Source organism: Arcobacter sp. LA11, assembly GCF_001895145.1.
In the GTDB taxonomy this organism is placed as follows: Bacteria; Campylobacterota; Campylobacteria; order Campylobacterales; family Arcobacteraceae; genus Halarcobacter.
This window is the reverse complement of record NZ_BDIR01000006.1, coordinates 116,752-135,086: the sequence shown is the minus strand read 5'-3', so window position 1 is coordinate 135,086 and position 18,335 is coordinate 116,752. Positions and strand designations below refer to the sequence as shown.

Sequence of the window (18,335 nt, the reverse complement as noted above, 5' to 3'; positions counted from 1 at the left end):
TTATATTTGGATTTAATAGTAAAAAAAATAGTAGAATTTTTTTTAAATAATAGAGCTCTAAACCATCTTTTATTTATACTTCTTTTAATGATTTCATATTTCTCATACGAAAATTTATCAAAAGAGATGTTTCCTCCTTCTTCTTTAGAAACAGTGGTTGTTAGTGGAAGTTATAGAAGTAGTAGTAGTGAAGTTCTAGATAATTTGATTGTTAAAGATTGTGAAGAAATCTTAAGTAATAACCCTTTGTTATCAAATATAATAACTTTTATATTAAAAGGTAGTTATTCTATAAGTGCAGATATTGAAGAAGGTTCTTCAAAGAGTTTAATCATAAATGATATAAAAACACAAATAGAGGCTTTAGATACTACTTTACCTGATAATATGAAAGTACCAAGAGTTTACACTGTAGAGAGATTTTTTCCTTTATTATCACTCTCTATTTATTCAAATGAAAAAGATTATAAAAAAAATATAAATATAATAAAAGAACTAAATGAAGAGATAAAAAAATTAGAATATATTCATAAATCAGACTTGATAGGAAAGTTTGATAAAACACTTAGAATAGTTTTAGACTATAAAAAACTTGATGCTTATGGCTTAAATAAAATTGAAGCTATTGAAGCTATTGATTCCATATTTTCTATTTATCCTATTGGTAAAATCAAATCAAATGTGGAGCAATATTTTGTAAGTACAAAAGTTTCTGGACTTACAAAAAAAGATATCTTAGATATAAAGATAAAAATAAAAGATCAAACTTTAGCAATAAAAGATATAGCAAAAGTAAAATATCTTTTTGAAAAAAACTCTTTAAGTACTAGAACAAATGCTAAAAAATCAATAATTATAATGACAAAAAAAGCTAAAAAAGGTGATAGTATAAAACTATCTAAACAAATAAGAGAGTTAGTATCAAAGTATGAAAAAGAACATTCTTCTTTAGAAATTAAAGTATTAAATGATAGTTCTTTTTGGATAAAAACAAGACTTAATGTGATTAGTTCAAATATTATTATAGGACTTATCTTACTCTTTTTTGCAATATGGATTTTTATCTCTTTTAAGATTTCACTTGTTGTTTTAATTGGAATACCTGTAAGTCTTGCTTTTGGACTTATTGGCTTAGACTTTTTTGGTAGTGGATTAAATACCTTATCTTTAATAGGTGTATTATTAAGCTTAGGATTATTAGTTGATGAAGCAATTGTTGTAAGTGAAAATATACATAGACATAGATTATTAGGGAAAAATATTCAAACTGCCTGTATTGACGGAACAGTTGAAGTTTTACCAACTCTTTTAGTTGCATTATTGACAACAGTTATTGCTTTTTTACCACTTTTATTTATAAGTGGAGGATTAGGAGTTTTTGTAAAGATTATTCCTTTGATGGTAGTTGTTTTAATCGTAAGTTCATTTATTGAGAGTTTTGTATTTTTACCATCCCATTATAAATTAATAGTTAGCGATAAATCAAAATATAAAATAAATTATAAAGATAAAATGTGGGATACTTTAGGAAATTTATATAAAAAGATGCTACTTTTTTGTATAAAATATAAATATATATTTGTAGTCTTTTTTATAGTCTTAATTTTGTTTATCTCTTTTCTTTTTATAAAAAAATCTAAGTTTATACTTTTCCCTGAATTTGATGCCATGAGTATAAATATAACAGGAAAAGTAGCAAATAACTCTATGTCATATACAAGTAAGAAGATTAAGCCTTTAGAAAAAATCTTATTAAAAAAACTTGAAAAAGAAGATTACTCTTCAATTCATACTACTATTGGTATGAAAACAGATGGACGTTCTAGCCATGAAAAGGGTGATAACTTATTTACAATTACGATTAATCTAAAACCAAAAATTGCAGATGATTATTTTAATAGAGAAATTAATCCATACTTTAAACTCTTTGGAAAAAATAGCCAAGAAGAAAGAACAAGAAAACAAACGGCAAAGATGATTAGGAATGATTTACAAGATTGGTTTAAAAAATATAAAAAAGAGATGAACCTTGAGTTGAATATCCCTCAAACAGGGGTAGTTAAAAGTGATATTCTTATATCTTTTTCAAGTAATAATGAAAAAAAAGTAAAAGAATCTATAGATTTATTAAAAGAAAAGATGTCAAAAATAGATGGGCTTTTTAATATAAAAGATGATATGAATTATAGTGATATTGCTTTACAAGTGGATATAAATGATTATGGTAGAAGATTAGGTTTTACTCAGAAAAATATTATTGAAAGTTTAAGAGTTTATTTAAAAACTCAAAAACTGACAAAAGTTGTAAATGACAATAATGAACTTTTAGAGTTAAAATTATATGTAGTAGATAAAACTAAATTAGAGAATTTTAAAACTCTGATGGTTGAGGTTCCAAATAGTACAATGAAAGTCTCTTTATATGATATTTCAAAGATTATTTACAAAAATACTTTATCAAATATAAAAAAAGATAATCTTGAGAAAGTATTTAGTATTAGTGCAAGTACAGATAAAAAAACTATAACGTCTAGAAAGTTTTATAGAAAAATAAAAGCAGATTTGGAGATTATAAAAGCCAAAGGGATAAAAGTTTATATAAAAGGTGAAGCTGGAAAAAATAAACAAATTCAAAAAGATATAACAAAGAGTTTGATTTTTGCAATTTTTGGAATATTGCTTATTCTAACATGGTTTTTTAAATCCTTTATTCTCTCTTTATTTTCTTTAACTGTAATTCCCCTATCAATTTTTGGAGTATTAGTAGGTCATTTTATTTTGGGCTTACCACTTACTTTTTCTTCAATGCTTGGTTTTGTAGGACTTATAGGAATTGTTATGAATGATACATTATTGATGTTGAATTTTCTAAAAAAGTCTAAGTCATATGAAGAATTAATAGAAAATGCAACCTTAAGATTAAGACCTATCTTGTTAACATCTATTACGACTGTTTTAGGACTTTTTACATTAATGTTTTTAGCTTCTGGTGAGAGTTTACTAATGCAACCATTAGCTGTTAGTATTGGATTTGGTCTGCTTGGAGCAACTATGATAAACTTATTATATATTCCTATAGCATACTCAATAAAGATAAGAAATAAAAAGGAAAAGAATGATTAAAATAATAACACTAGTATTGGGTTTTATATTTATTTTTGCTGGATGTTCAAGTAAAGATAGAGTACTAACTCATGATTTAGAAAAAAAAGAGATGATTTACTCTATCAAACAAGCTAAAGAAATAGATATGAAAGAGATAATAAATCAAATAGAACCATATTCCTTAGTTTTTGTAGGCGATCATCACAATACAGAAAAAACACATAAGTTTTTTCAAGACTTATTAACAAAGATGGATCAAGAAGGATATAATTTGTATCTAATAAATGAATGGTTTACTCCTGAACATGATGATTTATTAGAAATGTTTACTAGTGGAAAAATAGATTCTTTAGAATTAAAAAAGAAAAGAGAATGGGATAAGTTTACAAAATATAAATGGGAATATGTTGAACCATTATATAAAGCAGTAAAAGAAAATACTGGTAAATTATATGGAATGAATCTAACAAAAGAGCAAAGAACTAAAATCTCTTTAAAGCAATTAGATAAGATGAGTGAAGATGAAAAAAAGTTTTATAATTCTCTAGATTTAAAAGTAAGTGCTCATAGTAAACTTGTAATGCCTTATTTAAAACATTGTAATAAGATGCCTAAAAAAAGTGAAGAAGCTTGTGAAGAAAGAATGTACCGTGTACAAGTTGCATGGGATACTTATATGTCTGAAAATATTAATAAAATTGTAAAACAGGTAATAAAGAGTTCTAAAGATAAAGTTTTTGTATTTGTTGGAGCAATGCATATTGAACAAGATTTAGGAATACCATTGAGATTTTCAAGATTAAACACTTTACCTTTCACTACAATTTCAAATAAAAAAATAGATAAAAAAGAAGATTTAGAAGTAGAAATAAATAAAGCAGATATTGTTTATATCTACGAATAGTGTAAAACCCAGATTGGGATTTACACTATTATTTTGACATCTTAAAAAGATTTACATACCAGTCTTCTCCTAAATCATCAGATTCTAGGTCTTTAAGAGTGACTTCTAAATAAAATTCATCATTAATAGCTAAATCTTCTATCTTTTCTTCTGGAATAAAAAGTGCATCTACACAGTAATCATATACTTGTTCTTCACACTCTATTTCCTCCATTCCCCAACCTTCTTCAAATTCACTTATAACAAAGTATTTCTCAGGTTCGTTAACAATTTTCAATTTCTTTTATCCTTTTATTAGTTTTTGAGTTTATGCCACCTTTCCAATTAATTCTCTTATTTGGAAATAAGCCAATAACTAGAGCAATAGTTATAGCGAAAATATAAAAATAAGTCATTGCCTCAACTCCAGTCCAGTTATTTTTTAAACCAGTAGTAAATATAATTGAGGAAATACTAATTCCCAAAAATACTGGGAAAAAAATTGCAAATAGCATCCACCTATAACTATTTGTTTGCATTTTTACTACAATCATTGTAGCAATACACGGTGGTGTTAAAATCATAAAGATGATTATAGCTGTACCATGTAGAGGAGTATATCCACTATTTTGCGCCATTGCATCTTCTGCTCTCATATTATCAGCTTTATTATTTTCATAAAGTGTTCCTAATGTTGCAACGGCACTCTCTCTTGCTGCAAAAGAACTTAAAAATGCAACATTTATTTTCCAATCAAACCCTGCATATTTAGATACTGGTTCAATTGAGCGACCAATCATCCCTAAAAGTGAATTTTCTACTTTTTCATTTTTAATACTCTTTAGAATTCTTTTTCTTTGTTTTGATAATTTTCTAAGAATTTTATTGATTTTTTTAGCTTCTTTATCTTTTTTTGGTTTTATAAATTTAAAAAAAGTTTTATTTAAAACTATATATTTTTTATCAAGTTCTTCTATCTTTTCTTTTGTCGTAATAGTCATTCTTTTTGATTTATAACTATCATAGAAGTTTAGAAGTTGGGATACATTATTTTTTGTATTTACATTTTCATAATATTTTGATTTTTTAGCTTTTTTATCAAAACTTAAAAGAGCATTTTTAATTTGTAAACCATACTTGTTTTTTGATTCATCACTAATTCCAGGAAATTGAATCATACTAAAAAGTACAATTGCAACGGCTAATACAATAGTTACAATCTTTTTAATATATTGCCAGACTCTTTGACTTGCTCTTATTAACACTCCTTTAAAAGTTGGCATGTGATATGGTGGTAGTTCCATTAGAAAAGGTGAGGTTTCTCTAGTTTTTAATATTGTCATTGTCAAAAGTTTAGATACAATCATTGCGATAAAAAGTGTAACAGTAGAAATAAAAAACATCATAATCGCCATATCTGGTTTGAAAAAAGCACCTAAAAGAAGGGTGTAAAAAGGTACTTTAGCAAGACAATTCATGTAAGGAACAGCTAGAATTGTTGCCATTCTTGCTCTATCATCTGCGATACCTTTGGTTGACATTACTCCGGGTACGGCACATCCTCCAACCATTGCTCCTCCTAGTACAAGTGGCAAAGTTGATTGTCCATGCAGACCAAATTTTTTAAATACTCTATCTAGAATAAAAGCCATTCTTGGCATATATCCTACATCTTCCATAATAGCAATAAGAGCAAACAAAATAAAGAAAATGGGAATATAATTCATCAAAGCATTTGCACTATTAATCATCCATATACTAAAGCTAGTAACCATGGGGATATCTATAAAATCTCCCTTTGGAAGGATTTCGATAAAAAAGTTTTTAAATGCCGCAAGTATTGGCCAAGTATAATCAGTAAGCTTATATCCCCATACAATAGAAACTTGATAAACTATAAACATAATTCCTATTAAAATAGGAAGTGCTAAAAATTTGTTTAGAATAATTTTGTCCACTTTTTGAGTTAGAGTCTCTTTTTTTATATTTTCTTCTTTAACTGTTCTATGGTAAATAATATCAGCAGACTCATATCTAAAAGAAGCAAGTAGTGAGGATATATTTTTATTATAATTTTTTTGGAAATGGAGTATTTCTTTTTCTTTAAAGGTCTCTATATTAATAAACTCTTTTTTTAAACGATTTATAATAGTAGTATCATTTTCTAATACTTTTATTGAAAGCCATCTTTTATTTAAATTTGATTTTTCGTCAAAGATTTTATTTTCAATATTTAAAATATGACTTTCAAGTTCTTCGTAGTTAATTTTGAAAAATTCATATTGGTCTTTTTTCTCAAAGGTTTGAATAATATTTTTCATAATTTCATTGCTACCAATATTTTTCGCTCCTGAAGCTTCTACTACTGGACAGTTTAAAAGTTTTGACATCTCTTTTGAGTTAATTTTAATATCTCTTCTTGAAGCAACATCCATCATATTTAAAACGATTATAACTGGAATACCAATTTCTAAAAGTTGAAATGTTAAATAGAGATTTCTTTTTATATTAGAGGCATCTATAACATTTACGATGACATCTAGTTTTTCGTTGAGTATAAAATCTTTTGCAACTCTTTCTTCTAATGAATAAGATGTAAAAGAATATGTTCCAGGTAGATCAACCATCTCAATTTTTTTCTTTTGATATTTAAAAAATCCTACTTTTTTGTCAATAGTAACACCTGGATAGTTTGCTATATGTTGTTCTATACCACTAACTAAATTGAAGATTGTAGATTTTCCACAGTTTGGTTGTCCTGCTAATGCAATTTTTATATTCTTCATTAAAAATATATTTCTATTAGTTTTGCTTCGTCTTTTCTAAGACTTATATGATAATTATGTAATTTGACTTCTATTGGGTCATATAATGGGGCGATTCTAATAACTTCTATAGTTGTATTTATGATAAATCCCATATCTAAGAGTTTTTGTAAAAGTTTTCCAGTAGTTTTAATATCTTTTATTGTAGCTTTTTGCCCTTTTGATAATTTATCAAGAGTAGTTAATTGTTTTCTTTTCATTTGTTTCTTTTGTTATCACATTGTTTACTGCTACATTTGCAATCCATACTTTTAATAGTTGTATTATAAATATAATATATTGCACCAAGCGTTAAAATAGTTAAAAAGAAGTTTTCCATATGTTTCCTATGTTATTAATGATAATTAATATCATAATATTCTTTGACTTTTGTTATACTTAAATATTAATGATTAAGATAACTATTATCAATATTGATGTAAAATTCAATTATGTTAAATAAATTTACTTTAATTTTATCATTCTTTATCATATTATTTGTTCATGGGACAATTTTGACTTTATATAAATCTGATGAAAAGAAAATTGTAGTTACTCAAAAACCTACAGTAAATACTATTGCCTTGAAAAAGGTGGTTCTAAAGAAAAAAGAAGTTAAAAAAGTAGTTGAAAAAAAAGAGATAAAAAAAGTCGTTACTCCCAAAATAGTCGAAAAAAAAGTTAAAAAAGTAGTTAAAAAAGCGAAAAGAAAAGTTCCAAAGAAGATAGTAAAAAAAGAAGTTAAGAAAGTTGAAAAAAAACTTGAAAAGAAAGTTGAGAAAATGGTTAAAAAAATTACACCTAAAATAATACCAACAGTCGTAAAAAAAGTAATTCCTTCTATTAGTAAGAAAACAATTGTTTCAAATATAGATAAAAATGCTATTAAAAATGACTATCTTTCAAAACTTCGGGCGACTATTGAAAATAATAAAATATATCCAAAAAGGGCAAAAAGATTAAAACAACAAGGTAAAGTTATTATATCTTTTGAAATTACAAAAAGTGGACATATAAAAAAAATTGCTCTTAAAAATGCTTGCCCTTATAGAAGATTAAATAGTGCAGCAATTGAGTTATTAGAACAAATTGCAAAATTTGAACCAATACCAAAAGAGTTAGAGAAAAATACATGGGCTATTGATGTCCCAATAAATTATTCAATAGTTAATATATAGGAGAATCAATTTGATAATGTTTGAGTTACTTGAGTACATTGATAGAGGGGGTATAATTGTTTATATCTTAATTGTGTTAAATATAATTGGATTTTCAATTATGTTATGGAAATTTTTAGAGATTACTATTGCTAAATTTAGAAAAGAGACTGTTGCTAAAAGAATTATTGAAACAATAGAAAAAAGTAATGATAAATATGAAGATAAAACTTTTCAAAATGCACTTGATAAATATGTAAATGGTTTAGAATGGGGATTAAATACTGTAAAAATTATTGCCTCTATTGCACCTTTGATAGGTTTACTTGGAACTGTTGTTGGTGTTTTGAATTCGTTTGATTCTATATCAAAAGCTGGTCTTGGTGATCCAACAATTTTCTCTACAGGTATTTCAATTGCATTGATTACTACAGTTGCAGGTCTTATTGTAGCAATACCACATTATATTGGATATAACTATCTAGTTGGTTTTATTGATAATTTAGAACATAAAATAGAAGAAAGAGTTATTTCTAAATTATGAGAAAAAAGAGAGAAACCATTGCTCCCGATTTAACTCCATTAATAGATGTAGTTTTTATTCTTCTTATTTTTTTTATTGTATCTTCAGTTTTTAAAAAAGAAGAACTTGCTTTGATACTTGATTTGCCTTCATCTCAAGCTCAAGAACTTGAAATTGAACCAAAAGAAATATCAATTGAAATAAATAAAAATAAACTAGCTATCTATGGAAAAGAGATAAGTTTTGATGAATTAGATAAGAAACTTTCAGAAATAAATGATAAAAAGAATAACATAATTGTTAGAATAGATAAAGATGTTGTTTATGAACGTATTGTAAAAGTTTTAGATAATCTTCAAAAATATGATTTAAATAATCTTTCTTTGGTAACTAAAAAAGAAGAAAAGTAGATTTATCTACAGTTTCTTCATATATGTACAGAGTGTTGAAATTAGCTCATCGTTAAGATGATTTAGATTGATATCACTCTTATAGCATTCATACTCATCCAGAATAAAAGTATAATTTACAAGATTTGTTTTTAGATTTTCATCTTCTGTTAGAAGCATGATTTTTGATGCTAACTCTTTTATTAGTAACTTCTTTTCTAATAAATTATCACAGTTTATAGTTAATATGTTTTCAGATAATTGAGAAAATAAATTTAGCTTTTTATCTCTTATCCATTTTTTCTTTTCTTGTTTTTGCGTTAGTTTAGATGTCACTACTGAATCAAATATTTTTGTAGTAATAGAACTCACTATTATATTTGCAGTAGTATTTACTAATGATAGAGCTATCATTGTTATAACCTTTTTGATATTAATTATCAGATTCTATCATTTAAACCTTATAGTTTTATTAAAACGATAATTGTTATCATTAATATTAAGTTAAGTTTTAAGAAGGTACTATAATGATACCCATTATCAAGGTTTAATCATGAAGAAACTTAAAAGTTACAATCACCTAGAAGATTCTCTTCTATATAAAAGAAATATAAAAATACATAGAAACTTATGGAAAGTGTATGCTTTAGCCTTGGTTATAAGTCTATTAGTCATCATAGTAAAAGGATTTAATTAATGAATAAATATGAAATGGATTTTGAAACTTTCTTAGAAAATTTTAAAGAACATGTTCCCAAACTAGGTTTTAAAAACTCTGTACAAAAAGATTATATTTTAAAAATACTATATTTTTCAGATGAACATTTAACAGCAGAACAAATTGCATTTAATATAAAAAAAGAGTACAACATAGATGTTGGTATAGCAACTGTTTATAGAACTATGAAATTTTTCGAAGAGATGAATATTATCGAATCTTTAGATGTTGGAGATGGAATAAAAAGATATGAATTAAATTTATCTTTACACCATGACCATTTAGTTTGTACTTCGTGTAGTAAAATTATTGAATTTACTGATGAACTTATAGAAAGCCAACAAATAAAAGTAGCAAAAAACCATAATTTTGATTTAAAAGATCATGTTATGACTATTTATGGTTTATGTGAAAACTGTCAATAAGACAGTTTTCTTTCTCTTTATTTTTTATCCTAATTCTAACTGATAATGAGTCCGACTTTATAATAAGTTCCACTTAAGAATAAAAAAGCCAAACTAAAAGAATAAAGGAATATTTTTGATACAAACAGAAGATATTATAAAAGTTGCAAGTTATTTTTCTATTATCGCTCATACCCCTGGACGACTAAGAGTTAGAGTAAATCCTAATATAAAAAAAGAAAATGGAAATATAACTATAAATGATATAGAAGACTTGCCAAATAGAATTGATGGAATAAAAAGTATAAAAATAAAAAAAATTATAGCCTCAGTTACAATTATGTATGACCCTATTATTTTTCCATCAAAACTTTGGGAAGATTTAATAAAAAATGAAAACCTAGATGAATTGACAGAAATTATAAATAAGTTAGCAAAGGAGGTTGCATAGTTGGAAGAGAATTATGATGAACAACTACTTTTATCTCAAAGAGTAGATATAAATAGTGAACAACCTATCATTTCACAAGTTCTTAGAATTGCTGTTTATGATGAGTTTAAAGCTTATGAAACATACACAAAAGTTATGGAAAAGTTTGGATTTGTTGAACCTTTTGTAAATATAAGAGAAGCTGAATCAAGACACTATAGTGCTTTGATTCCACTTTTAGAAAAATATGGGATAGAGGTTCCTCTTAACAATTGGGCAGAAAAAATTGAAGTACCAAGTACTTATGTTGAATGTTGTGAATTAGGTGTCGCAGCTGAAATAAAAAATGTTGCAATGTATGATAACCTTTTATCTCATACACAAGAAGAAGACATAAGAGATGTTTTATTTAGACTTCAAGCAGCCTCTTACAATAATCATTTACCAGCTTTTAGAAACTGTGTTATCAATTATTACAGTGTGCCAAGTAATCCGGAGTTTAATCAAGAAGATTTAATGGAAAAACTTGGTGAATATCAAGGTTTATTGGATGATTTAATGACAGGAAATGTTGATCAGAATAAATTAACACAACTTTTTTCTAAGTTAAATATTTCAATGATTAGTGGATTAGGATTTGGAAGTGCTTCTATTGCGCTTTTAAATAACTATATGAATAATAAAAATAATAAGGAGTAAGTTATGGCATTACCATTTGTATTAGGATTAGCAGTAGGTGCTGGAGCAATAGTTGCTTTTAATAAGTCGGATAAATTAAAAGAAGTTGCAGGTAATCTATTTAATAAATCAAAAGATGTTGCTAATAGCTCTTTAGAAAAAAGCAAAGAGACTGTTGAAGATGTGAAACAAACGATAAATGCAACAGCTCAATGTATAAAAGAAAAAAAAGAACAAGCAGCTTTAGAAGAAGCTAAAGAAGAGACAGAAGCAAAAAAAGTTTCTGTAAAAAGAGGAAGAAAACCAAAGGCTAAGGAAGAATAATGAACCAACCATTAATTAATACTGGTGAACCTAGAAATGTATTAGGACATATCGTAAGTGGAGCGGTAGCTTCTGCTCTTGTCTCAGGAACAATTAATTATAAAAAATTAAAAAATGAAGAAATCTCTTCAAATGATGCAATTAAAGATACTGTAAAAAGAACTTCACAAGGTGCAATTGCAACTGGTGCAGCAATTGCAACTGCAAATTATGTTGGTCAAAAAGGTGGATTGTTTAAAGCTTTAACTGCTGCATCTATTGGTATGGCTGGTATTTATGCTTTAGAAATTATAGATGAAAAACTTGATGCAAGTTATGAGTCTATATCTCATGCCAATGAAGATTTAATTAGTGAAGGTGAATAATGAAAAACAATTATAACTACGATATGAATATTGAAAATTCTAGAAAAAACAACAATCAAAATGTAAATATTAATCACAATCCATACATAAACCAGCCAATGAATGTAAACTCTATGAATAACCAAGGTAATCCTCAAGGACAATCAGGATTTAACAATGGTGATTTTGTAAAAGGTGCACTAATTGGAGCAGCAGTTACTTTTCTTTTAACAAATAAAGGTGCTCAAGAATCTTTAATGAAAGCGGCTTCAAAAGGTACAGAGTTATTTCAAGCGGGAATGGAAGAGTTAAAAGAGAGATATGAAGATGCACGAGCTGCTATGGAAGCAAATCAAGAATAGAGATTATGAGTAGTAATCAATTTAAAAAAGTACATAGTACTTCAAATAGAGCTAGATATAAATATTCTTTATTAAAAGATAAATATCTTGATGCGAATATTTTAAAGAGCAATTTAGAAAAAATTGAAGGTATTATTTCTGTAAGAGTAAATAAAAAAGCTCATAGTATAATTTTTGATTTTGAACAGAGTTCAGTTTGCGAACAAATTGAAGAAAAACTATCTAATTTGAGTATCGATGATTTATTAGATTCTTGTAAAGATGCAGCAGTTTGTATCTCTTGTGTAAATGATGAGGAACCAAGTATAGAAGGTATGGCTAGAGCTAGTAGTGCTTTAGTTGCTGAAAGATTTATAAAAAATGATATGTTAAAAGCTAGTGTTACTACAGCTGCTGCTGTTCCTATGTTAATAGATGGTACAAAAGAACTTTTTTCTGAAGGTTTAACTTCAAGAGTTCTTGAAAGTGCTGCTGTTGGTATATCTATTTACAGAAAAGATTATTTGGCTGCAAACTCAACAAATGCAATGCTTGAACTTGGTGAATATATAGAAGAAACAACTGTTCATAAAAGTGATGATTTACTAAAAGAACTTTCAAAACCAAATGTTGAAGAAGCATGGGTTGAAAAAGAAGTTGATGGAAAAATCACAGAAGTCTTAATAAAAAGTGTTGATATCAAAATAGGCGATGTTGTAATTGTTGGTATTGGTAATACTGTTCCTGTAGATGGACATATTATAGAAGGAAGTGCCAGTGTAAATGAAGTCTCTATGACAGGAGAAGCTGAACCTGTTGTAAAACATAGGGGTGATAGAGTTATTTCTGGAACTATTATTGAAGATGGAAGACTTAGAGTTTGGGCTGAATATGTAGGTGCTGATACTGCAACACAAAGAATCAAACACTATATAGAAAACTCTTTAAATGAAAAATCATCTGTACAATTAAAAGCTACAAAACTTGCGGATAAGTTAGTTCCAGTTACATTGGGATTAGCTGGAGTTTCATATGTGTTTACTAAAGATTTTGAAAGAACAGCTTCTATTTTACAAGCAGATTATTCTTGTGCTTTAAAACTTGCAACTCCAGTTGCTTTTAAATCTACTATTTCAAAAGCAGGGCATCATGGTATTATGATAAAAGGAGCAAAGTCTATTGAGTCTTTACATAGTGCTGATACTTTTGTTTTCGATAAGACAGGAACTCTAACAGAAGGTGAATTAGAAGTTATCTCTGTAGAGTCATATGATAAAGCTTGGACAAAAGAACAGTTGCTAAATCTAACTGCATCTACAGAAGAACACTATTTTCATCCTGTTGCAGAAGCTGTTGTAAAAGCTGCAAAAGAGAATGGCTTTGTTCATATGCACCATGAAGAAGTTGAATTTATAGTTGCCCATGGTGTTAAAACAGAAGTAGACGGAAAACAAGTAATCATTGGAAGTAGACATTTTCTAGAAGATGATGAAAAAATAGATTTTTCAGGACATAAGGAAAAAATTGAAAAATCACTTAGTAATGGTAAAACACTTTTATATATAGGTTTTGATGGGAAGCTTTTAGGAACAATTGCACTTGCAGATAACTTAAGAGTAAATGCAAAAGAATCTATAATTAGACTAAAAGAACTTGGTGTGAAAAATATTGTGATGTTAACAGGTGATACTAAGAAAAAAGCTCAAATGATTGCTGATGAACTTGGAATTGATGAGATAAAAGCAGAGCTTTTACCTACAGATAAAGCAAAAATCGTAAAAGAGCTTATGGATGAAGGTAAAAAAGTAGCATTTATTGGTGATGGAATAAATGATGCTCCAGCACTAATCTCTGCACATGTTGGTATATCTATGAGTAGGGGTGCAGATATTGCAAAAGCAACAGCTGATATTTCTTTGTTAAAAGATGATATCTCTGCTGTAGTAGAAGCAAAAGAGTTAGCAAATAAAACTATGCAATTGATAAACAATAACTTTAATGCAACAGTTGGAATAAACTCTGCAATTTTAGCAGGGGCAACTTTTGGATTGTTTTCACCAATAGTAACAGCAGTTTTACATAATGGAACAACAATAGGATTGTTGCTAAACTCTATAAAAGGAGTAAAGGTAAAATAAAAGGCATAACTTGATAATAGTTATCAGTTTAATTTAAAGTTACTTAGATAAAATTAATGATAATTATTATCAAAAGGATTTCTATGCCATTTTTATTACCTTTAGCAACTATTTTAACAACTGCATTAACTGTGAAAACAATTAGTGGAACTACAAAGACGATAAAAAGAAGAAGAAAAAGGAAAGAGAGAAATGCCAATTGATTTAGAAGTACAAAAAGAAGCAGCTAAAATTGGAATGACAGCAACATTAGGTGCAACAGTTGTAACTTCAATGTTTATGAAAAATAAACTTGCAAAAAAAGTTCATGTAGGAGCAGGTGTTGCTTTTTGTGGATTTGCTTTATGGCATCATATGCTTTATCAACCTAAGAAAAAAACTTCTTCTAAAGAAATTCAACCTGAATAATTTTAACTCATAAGTAAATTTTTAAATATTAGATTCCTACTGCAAGTGAATGAATTAATTCTATAATATTTTGTTTTTCTTTATCATCTAAATTCTCATTTATATAATAAGTTAAAGCTCTAGTGGGAATAGGAATTGAAGCATTTTTATATGAAAATAAGAAAAAAGAATTTGATTGATATATTATAGCTTTTGTATGTTCATTTAATTTTGAACTATCAAATTTTTCTAAAAATTTGATTTCAAGAACATGTGATATATATGAATGTATAACTCTTACAAAGTTTTCATCACTGATGACTGAATTTAATATATCAGTATCGCTGAACTTTCTATTTAGTTTTTTATGATTTTCAAGAAACATATTGAAAATAAAATATACATTTTTATAAATTTCATCATCTTGACAAATATGAGTTAAATCTAATGCAATCAAACCATATTTTGCCTCATTGTTTTTAATTCTAACATTAACTTGTTTTATTGCTTTTTTTATATTTTCATTGATTCTTAAAGAACTATGTATATATTTACATTCTACAGCAATATGATCATCAACAATAATATCACAATTTGTTTGCATATTTATTTGAGAAGATTTAATTTTTTTAGATAAAGAAAATCTAACTGCCATTGCTAGTTCAAAAAGAGTATCATTTGATTTGTCATTTGTCTCATCAAAAGTAAATTGTCCTTCAATAATTTTTAGTATATCAGAGTTTTTAAAATAGATATTTTTATTATCATTAAAAAGATGGTTTATAGAATTGTATTTATTTACAATTCCAATAAGCTTTGCAATGTTTTCATTTTTCATTGAACTTATATTATTTAACTCTTTTAAATATTTTCCTAGTTTTGTATTGTAGATTGTACTTCGAGGTCTTTTTTCTTTAATTATATTTTCAAAATTTTCTAAAAGCTTAGAATATTCATCTATCAAGCCTTCTAACCCTTTATTATTTTTTACAAAACTCATTTATAAATCCTTTTCAAATGAATAAGTTATAGTATCTAAAAATTTTCTAAATGAATAAAAATATAATACTAAGAGGGACTTTGATACTTGTTTCTAAACTGTTTTTTATTATGTAATATTAAATTGTCAATTAATATTTGGAGTTTGAATTAATTTTCAATGGTATTAAAATGGTGCAGCTGGAGGGATTTGAACCCTCACGCCGTTAAGCACGAGCCCCTCAAGCCCGCGTGTCTACCGTTCCACCACAGCTGCATTTATAATATGTAGTCGCGAATTTTACTACTAAAATGCATAAAAATTGCTTAATATATACTAGTTTAAAAATTGCCTTTTGAGTATATAAGTACAATAACCAAGGGACTTCCCCTTGATTATTTATGCTTTTTAATTTTCTCTAAATTTCTTATTATTTACTTCGTCTAAAATTTGAATTGCAAGTCTTGATGTATTTTCTGCGATGTCATGAGTTTGTGTAGCTACTGAGGCATTATTTTGTGATTGTTGATCAAGTTTATTGATTACGTCATTGATTTGCTCTATACTAGTTTTCTGTTCTTTTGAAGCTTCTGAAATATCAACTATAGCTTCTGTTGTTTTTTTGATATTTTCATTTAGTTTTTCGTAACCGGTTATCATACTATCAGCTATTTGTTTTCCATTATCAGTTTTTAATGTTGCATTTTCTACTAAATCTTTAATCTCTTTTGCTGCTTCTGCACTTCTACTTGCAAGATTTCTTACCTCTTGTGCAACAACTGCAAATCCTTTTCCTGCTTCACCTGCTGTTGCTGCTTCAACAGCTGCATTTAGTGAAAGAATATTTGTTTGGAATGCTATTTGGTCAATAATTGTAATTGCTTCTGCAATAGCTCGTGTTTGTTCATTAATTTCATCCATAGAGACTACTGTAGAATTAGCTAAGTTTTGACCTTCTTTTATAGATGTAGATAATTCCTTTGAGTGGTTTGACATCTCTGAGATTTTATTGGTATTGCTTACTACTGTACTTGTTATTTCTTCAAGAGCAGCAGCTGTTTCTTCTAAAGAAACCGCAGTTTCATTTGATGCTTTATTTAAAATATCCACATTTTTAAGTAAAACTTTTGAACTTTCATCAAGTGCTAAACCATGTAATTTATTTTCTTGTAACATTTGATTGATAATATTACATAAGTCATTTAATCCTTTAGAAATATTTCCATTTGCATTTGGAATATTATCTACAAAATTTAATTTAGAGTATTCTTTTAAATGAGATAAAATAGAATTGATATCACTATTTACGTTGTCACTAATAGTTTGAATCATTTCATTTAAAATATTTTTTAATTCATTTAATGATTTATTTCTTGTTGAGTTTTCAACTCTTAGGGCTAAGCTCCCTTCATTTACTTTTGAAACAACTTTTTTTACGTTATCAATTAAAGCTTTATCTTCATCAAAACTACTTGAGATTATTTCCATTTCTTTGTCAATCATATTTGCCATATTCCCAAACTCATCGTTTCTTGTAATATTCAGTTTTTTTATACTATTTTCTTCTCCTTTTAAATATTTAAAGAAAAAGTTTAATCCCTCTTCAACAGTTTTTAAAGGTGATAAGATTTTAATTAGAGAAAATAAAATAAGAGCTAAAATCACTCCTAGTAAGACAATATATAGGATTACTTCTTTAATTATTGATTTTTTTATATCATCAAAAACAGAACCTTTATTAAGTTTTATAATAGTTTTCCATCCTGTATTTTCAATAGTGCTATATGAAACTAACAATGGAATATTGTTTTGTATAGTTTCTCCAAATCCATCTTTCTTTTTTGTTTTGATTTTAGGAAATAAAGCATCATCTTTTTTTAGAAGTTTTTGATTTTTGTGAATAATAATCTTTGATTTTTCATTTATAAGATAAGCAGTTCCTTTTCCTGCTATATTTACATTTAAAATAGAATCAACAACTGTATCAATAAAAATATCAGATGCAACAACTGCAACTATTTTATTATCTTTTTTAATTGGAGCAGATACAGAAATAACTAACTTTTTAGTTGTAAAATCAACATATGGGTCACTAACAGCAGGACCACTTAGAGTTATTGCTTTTTTATACCACGGTCTAGCTCTAGCATCGTAATTATCTTTGTGAGGTTCTCTTATTGTTCCATCATCTTTTAAAAAATTTCCGTTATTTTCAAAACCAATATATAAAGCAACAAACTTTCCAGCTTTGTTCCCTAATCTTAACTTTTCTATGATTTTTTTATTTTTAATATTTAAATCTAATGGAGTGATTTCTTCTGCTGTAGCAGTAACAATATCTATTTTCGACTGTATATAGCTATTTATAAACTTTGATGTACTTTTTGCTAGATTTAACTCTTTTTGTTTTATTAAATTATAATGCGACTGGTAATTATTCTGTGCATTATAAAATCCTAATATCATAAATGATACAACTGTACTAAACATAACTAAGGCTAAAAGCTTACCTTTAATACTATTTATTTTCATCCTTTTCTTTCCCCTAAAAAGCTATTTGATAACAAAAAGATTCATCTATATTGATTATTGTTTGTGATGTGATAATTTTGCATTTTTAAATATAACAAGATGAAGTGAACTAAAAGTGGCTTTTTAAATAAAATTTTTAATTTTATTTAGGAAATAAAAAAGAGCAAAAAAAAGGCCAAGAGAAAAACTCTTGACCTTT

General features: G+C 26.9%; 19 protein-coding genes and 1 tRNA gene. 13 read left to right on the top strand and 7 right to left on the bottom strand.

Annotated elements, in window-relative coordinates:
• The first annotated feature begins 6 nt into the window (after positions 1-6).
• Positions 7-3,123: an efflux RND transporter permease subunit gene (locus tag BT997_RS08835; protein WP_072681312.1), complete on the top strand. Its 3,117-nt coding sequence runs from the start codon at positions 7-9 to the stop codon at positions 3,121-3,123.
• A complete protein-coding gene (locus BT997_RS08830; RefSeq protein ID WP_072681310.1) occupies positions 3,116-4,009 on the top strand; it encodes a ChaN family lipoprotein in 894 nt (297 codons plus the stop codon). Before BT997_RS08835 ends, BT997_RS08830 begins: the two co-directional genes overlap by 8 nt.
• 28 nt (positions 4,010-4,037) lie before the next feature.
• Here BT997_RS08830 and BT997_RS08825 read toward each other — a convergent pair whose 3' ends face one another.
• The 3 genes from BT997_RS08825 to BT997_RS08815 are packed head-to-tail and all read right to left on the bottom strand — an operon-like array spanning position 4,038 to position 7,013.
• A complete protein-coding gene (locus tag BT997_RS08825; protein ID WP_174247221.1) occupies positions 4,038-4,286 on the bottom strand; it encodes a hypothetical protein in 249 nt (82 codons plus the stop codon).
• Entirely contained in the window at positions 4,273-6,774 is a 2,502-nt protein-coding gene (gene feoB, locus BT997_RS08820) for a ferrous iron transport protein B (RefSeq protein ID WP_072681308.1), read from the bottom strand. Before feoB ends, BT997_RS08825 begins: the two co-directional genes overlap by 14 nt.
• Positions 6,774-7,013, bottom strand: a complete 240-nt coding sequence (locus BT997_RS08815; protein ID WP_072681307.1) for a FeoA family protein — start codon at positions 7,011-7,013, stop codon at positions 6,774-6,776. Before BT997_RS08815 ends, feoB begins: the two co-directional genes overlap by 1 nt.
• Before the next feature lie 294 nt (positions 7,014-7,307).
• Between BT997_RS08815 and BT997_RS08810 the strand changes: the two genes are divergently transcribed.
• Genes BT997_RS08810 through BT997_RS08800 form a run of 3 tightly spaced genes read left to right on the top strand, consistent with a single transcriptional unit; the run spans position 7,308 to position 8,882 of the window.
• Complete coding sequence (locus BT997_RS08810; protein WP_072681303.1) at positions 7,308-7,970, top strand: energy transducer TonB; 663 nt, start codon at positions 7,308-7,310, stop codon at positions 7,968-7,970.
• Positions 7,971-7,986: 16 nt separating this feature from the next.
• On the top strand, positions 7,987-8,493 hold the full coding sequence (locus tag BT997_RS08805) for a MotA/TolQ/ExbB proton channel family protein (protein ID WP_072681417.1): 507 nt from the start codon (positions 7,987-7,989) through the stop codon (positions 8,491-8,493).
• Positions 8,490-8,882, top strand: coding sequence for a biopolymer transporter ExbD (locus BT997_RS08800; RefSeq protein WP_072681301.1), 393 nt, complete (start codon positions 8,490-8,492; stop codon positions 8,880-8,882). Before BT997_RS08805 ends, BT997_RS08800 begins: the two co-directional genes overlap by 4 nt.
• A 6-nt stretch (positions 8,883-8,888) precedes the next feature.
• Here BT997_RS08800 and BT997_RS08795 read toward each other — a convergent pair whose 3' ends face one another.
• Positions 8,889-9,275 (bottom strand): hypothetical protein, encoded by a 387-nt coding sequence (locus BT997_RS08795; RefSeq protein ID WP_072681299.1) that lies wholly within the window; start codon positions 9,273-9,275, stop codon positions 8,889-8,891.
• Positions 9,276-9,557: 282 nt separating this feature from the next.
• Here BT997_RS08795 and BT997_RS08790 point away from each other — a divergent pair, with 282 nt between their 5' ends.
• The 8 genes from BT997_RS08790 to BT997_RS08755 all read left to right on the top strand — a co-directional run bounded on the left by BT997_RS08790 (position 9,558) and on the right by BT997_RS08755 (position 14,646).
• Positions 9,558-10,004 (top strand): Fur family transcriptional regulator, encoded by a 447-nt coding sequence (locus tag BT997_RS08790; protein ID WP_072681297.1) that lies wholly within the window; start codon positions 9,558-9,560, stop codon positions 10,002-10,004.
• A 115-nt stretch (positions 10,005-10,119) separates the two neighbouring features.
• Entirely contained in the window at positions 10,120-10,434 is a 315-nt protein-coding gene (locus tag BT997_RS08785) for a hypothetical protein (RefSeq protein WP_072681295.1), read from the top strand.
• Positions 10,435-11,112, top strand: coding sequence for a DUF2202 domain-containing protein (locus BT997_RS08780; RefSeq protein ID WP_072681293.1), 678 nt, complete (start codon positions 10,435-10,437; stop codon positions 11,110-11,112). It abuts the gene before it with no gap.
• Positions 11,113-11,115: 3 nt separating this feature from the next.
• Positions 11,116-11,415 carry a hypothetical protein gene (locus BT997_RS08775; RefSeq protein ID WP_072681291.1) on the top strand — a complete coding sequence of 100 codons (300 nt, stop codon included), beginning with the start codon at positions 11,116-11,118 and terminating at the stop codon, positions 11,413-11,415.
• On the top strand, positions 11,415-11,780 hold the full coding sequence (locus tag BT997_RS08770) for a magnetosome protein MamC (RefSeq protein WP_072681289.1): 366 nt from the start codon (positions 11,415-11,417) through the stop codon (positions 11,778-11,780). Before BT997_RS08775 ends, BT997_RS08770 begins: the two co-directional genes overlap by 1 nt.
• Complete coding sequence (locus tag BT997_RS08765) at positions 11,780-12,121, top strand: hypothetical protein (protein ID WP_083568618.1); 342 nt, start codon at positions 11,780-11,782, stop codon at positions 12,119-12,121. The genes BT997_RS08770 and BT997_RS08765 overlap by 1 nt, the downstream gene beginning before the upstream one ends.
• 5 nt (positions 12,122-12,126) lie before the next feature.
• Positions 12,127-14,238 (top strand): heavy metal translocating P-type ATPase, encoded by a 2,112-nt coding sequence (locus tag BT997_RS08760; RefSeq protein WP_072681287.1) that lies wholly within the window; start codon positions 12,127-12,129, stop codon positions 14,236-14,238.
• Positions 14,239-14,430: 192 nt separating this feature from the next.
• Entirely contained in the window at positions 14,431-14,646 is a 216-nt protein-coding gene (locus BT997_RS08755; RefSeq protein ID WP_072681285.1) for a hypothetical protein, read from the top strand.
• Between the two features lie 28 nt (positions 14,647-14,674).
• Here the strand turns inward: BT997_RS08755 and BT997_RS08750 are convergent, their stop codons facing one another.
• From BT997_RS08750 to BT997_RS08740, 3 genes are all read right to left on the bottom strand, one after another.
• A complete protein-coding gene (locus BT997_RS08750) occupies positions 14,675-15,625 on the bottom strand; it encodes a hypothetical protein (protein ID WP_072681283.1) in 951 nt (316 codons plus the stop codon).
• Between the two features lie 171 nt (positions 15,626-15,796).
• Positions 15,797-15,880 (bottom strand) — tRNA-Leu (locus BT997_RS08745).
• A gap of 132 nt (positions 15,881-16,012) precedes the next feature.
• The gene (locus BT997_RS08740; RefSeq protein WP_072681281.1) at positions 16,013-18,136 is read right to left on the bottom strand and encodes a methyl-accepting chemotaxis protein; all 2,124 of its coding nucleotides are present in this window, start codon (positions 18,134-18,136) and stop codon (positions 16,013-16,015) included.
• Positions 18,137-18,335: the final 199 nt, after the last annotated feature.

Excerpts from the sequence above, each read along its gene's own strand:
- BT997_RS08770 (WP_072681289.1), top strand. The coding sequence starts at position 11,415 with ATGAACCAACCATTAATTAATACTGGTGAACCTAGAAATGTATTAGGA.
- BT997_RS08750 (WP_072681283.1), bottom strand. The coding sequence starts at position 15,625 with ATGAGTTTTGTAAAAAATAATAAAGGGTTAGAAGGCTTGATAGATGAA.
- BT997_RS08740 (WP_072681281.1), bottom strand. The coding sequence starts at position 18,136 with ATGAAAATAAATAGTATTAAAGGTAAGCTTTTAGCCTTAGTTATGTTT.
- BT997_RS08800 (WP_072681301.1), top strand. The coding sequence starts at position 8,490 with ATGAGAAAAAAGAGAGAAACCATTGCTCCCGATTTAACTCCATTAATA.
- BT997_RS08830 (WP_072681310.1), top strand. The coding sequence starts at position 3,116 with ATGATTAAAATAATAACACTAGTATTGGGTTTTATATTTATTTTTGCT.
- BT997_RS08760 (WP_072681287.1), top strand. The coding sequence starts at position 12,127 with ATGAGTAGTAATCAATTTAAAAAAGTACATAGTACTTCAAATAGAGCT.
- BT997_RS08805 (WP_072681417.1), top strand. The coding sequence starts at position 7,987 with ATGTTTGAGTTACTTGAGTACATTGATAGAGGGGGTATAATTGTTTAT.
- feoB (WP_072681308.1), bottom strand. The coding sequence starts at position 6,774 with ATGAAGAATATAAAAATTGCATTAGCAGGACAACCAAACTGTGGAAAA.
- BT997_RS08755 (WP_072681285.1), top strand. The coding sequence starts at position 14,431 with ATGCCAATTGATTTAGAAGTACAAAAAGAAGCAGCTAAAATTGGAATG.
- BT997_RS08790 (WP_072681297.1), top strand. The coding sequence starts at position 9,558 with ATGAATAAATATGAAATGGATTTTGAAACTTTCTTAGAAAATTTTAAA.
- BT997_RS08765 (WP_083568618.1), top strand. The coding sequence starts at position 11,780 with ATGAAAAACAATTATAACTACGATATGAATATTGAAAATTCTAGAAAA.
- BT997_RS08795 (WP_072681299.1), bottom strand. The coding sequence starts at position 9,275 with ATGATAGCTCTATCATTAGTAAATACTACTGCAAATATAATAGTGAGT.
- BT997_RS08775 (WP_072681291.1), top strand. The coding sequence starts at position 11,116 with ATGGCATTACCATTTGTATTAGGATTAGCAGTAGGTGCTGGAGCAATA.
- BT997_RS08815 (WP_072681307.1), bottom strand. The coding sequence starts at position 7,013 with ATGAAAAGAAAACAATTAACTACTCTTGATAAATTATCAAAAGGGCAA.